Here is a 2107-nt window from a genome sequence, read left to right as displayed (position 1 = left end):
CCATCTCCACGCTCACGCAGCCCCGCCCAGGTGGGAAGAACCCGCACCGGACCCTACGGTTCCCATGGGATCGCTTAGCTGATTAGAGACGCTTCACAAGCCGCACAAGAGAGCACCCTCCGGGGCTGCTGGTCCGACCTCGCGCAGGTGCGCCACCGCGACGGCCGCAGCATCGATGTGCGCCTGTGCGTGTCATCGCTGTCCGGGCAGGACGGCCGGGACTGGTGGGTGGTCTGCGCGACCGACAAGGCCTTGCTTCCCGCTTGGCCGGCCGAGGCCACAGTGGCGGAGCCGCTCCTCGCTACGCTGCCGCTGCCGAGCCGCCTGCCGATCGGTGTCGTCGTACGGGACACGCACCTGCGCTGCATCCAGGTGAACGACACCCAGGGCTCCAAGGACGGCATCCCTCTCCCCAAGCGGCTGGGCCGCAGGCTGACGGAGGCAGCGCCCGGGACGGAGGCCGAAACGCTGGAGGCAGTGATGCACCAGGTGCTGGAGAGCGGCGACCCGGCGATCAACGTGGACTACCAGGCCTTCCTTCCGGCGAATGTGCGAAGCAGCCGCATATTGACAGCGTCCTACTTCCGCCTCGACGACGCGCAGGGGGGCGCGCTGGGCGTGTGCGTCGTGAGCGTGGACGTCACCGACAGCCGACGGGCGCGAGAGCGTCTGGCAATACTCGGCGAGGCCAGCAGGCGCATCGGCACCACTTTGGACGTCATGCAGACCGCGCAGGAACTGGCCGCCCTCACCGTGCCGTTCCTCGCGGACTTCGCCACCGTCGACCTGGCGGAGTCCGTCCAACACGGCGAGGAGCCCTTGGCCCATCTCGGCCCACAGGACGGGCGCATTCCCGTCTTCCGCCGTGCGGGCCTGGCCTCGATCCACCCGGGAACGCCGGAGTCCATGTTCGCTCGCGGAGAGCCGGTCTTCGTCCCGCCCACTTCGCCCTTCACTGGTGTCTTGCGCTCCGGGAAATCCCACTTCGAGCCGATGCTGGACACATCCGCCGGCACATGGCTCGACCACCACGACCCGGCGCGGGCGGAGAAGATCCGCGAGCACGCCATGCACTCGTTGATGGTCGTCCCGATCCACGCCCGGGGCGCGGTGCTGGGCATGGCGGTCTTCATGCGGACGGAGGACCCCAGGCCGTTCGAGGAGGACGACCTGCTCTTGGCCGAGGAACTCGCCAGCTGGGCAGCGCTGGCCCTGGACAACGCCCGCCAATACGTGCGCGAACGCTCCGCGGTTCTCGCCCTGCAGCGCCGGCTGCACCCCCACCGCCCCACGGGCGGCTCCGCCGCGGATGTGGCCTGGCGCTACCTGCCGGCCGACAGCCACCACGGCATCGGGGGTGACTGGTTCGACGTGATCCCCCTCTCCGGCGCCCGCGTCGCCCTGGTCGTCGGTGATGTGGTGGGACACGGCATCAACGCGGCGGCGAAGATGGGCCAACTCCGCACCGCCATGAACACCCTCGCGGACATGGACATGCCTCCCGACGAAGTACTGTCCCGCCTCGACGAGCAGGTCATCCGCCTCACCGAGGCGGAAGACCCCCGGCACCCGGCCACCACTACGATGGCCGCCACATGCCTGTATGCCGTCTACGACCCGGTCACCCGTACCTGCACCATGGCACGGGGGGGGGCCACCCCCCGCCCGCGGTCATCGACCCGTACGGCCACGTCACCTTCCCCGACCTGCCCGCCGGAGCACCGCTCGGCCTCGGACTAGTCCCCTTCGAATCCGTAACTTTGGAACTCGCCGAAGGAAGCGTGCTCGCCCTCTACACCGACGGTCTGATCGAGGCCCGCGACCAGGACATCAGCGCCGGCATGAACCGTTTGCGCGCGGCCCTCGCACGGCCCGACCTCACATTGGACGATCTGTGCTCTTCGACGGTGGACACACTGCGGGCCGAGCCGCCGAGCGACGATGTCACTCTGCTTCTCGCACGGACCCGCTCGCTGAGCGCGGACCAGGTTGCCTTTTGGCAGTTCCCCAGCGTGAGGTTCCCCCGCTGCGCGGGAGTGGCTGACTAGCAGGTCAGGGCGGGTTGACGTGGTTTCAGGTTCACTGGTTCGGTCGCTGCCTGGCTGGC

At 69.1% G+C, this 2107-nt stretch carries 2 protein-coding genes; both read left to right on the top strand.

Annotated features, from left to right (window positions below):
• Positions 1-147: 147 nt before the first annotated feature.
• A complete protein-coding gene (locus tag AB0M27_RS47500; protein WP_365732417.1) occupies positions 148-1740 on the top strand; it encodes a SpoIIE family protein phosphatase in 1593 nt (530 codons plus the stop codon).
• The gene (locus AB0M27_RS47495; RefSeq protein ID WP_365732418.1) at positions 1632-2048 is read left to right on the top strand and encodes a PP2C family protein-serine/threonine phosphatase; all 417 of its coding nucleotides are present in this window, start codon (positions 1632-1634) and stop codon (positions 2046-2048) included. Before AB0M27_RS47500 ends, AB0M27_RS47495 begins: the two co-directional genes overlap by 109 nt.
• Positions 2049-2107 lie beyond the last annotated feature (59 nt).

The organism is Streptomyces sp. NPDC052107 (genome assembly GCF_040680215.1).
Lineage (GTDB): Bacteria > Actinomycetota > Actinomycetes > Streptomycetales > Streptomycetaceae > Streptomyces.
Note: the sequence above shows the minus strand (reverse complement) of the source record. Positions and strands in the feature narration are given on the sequence as shown.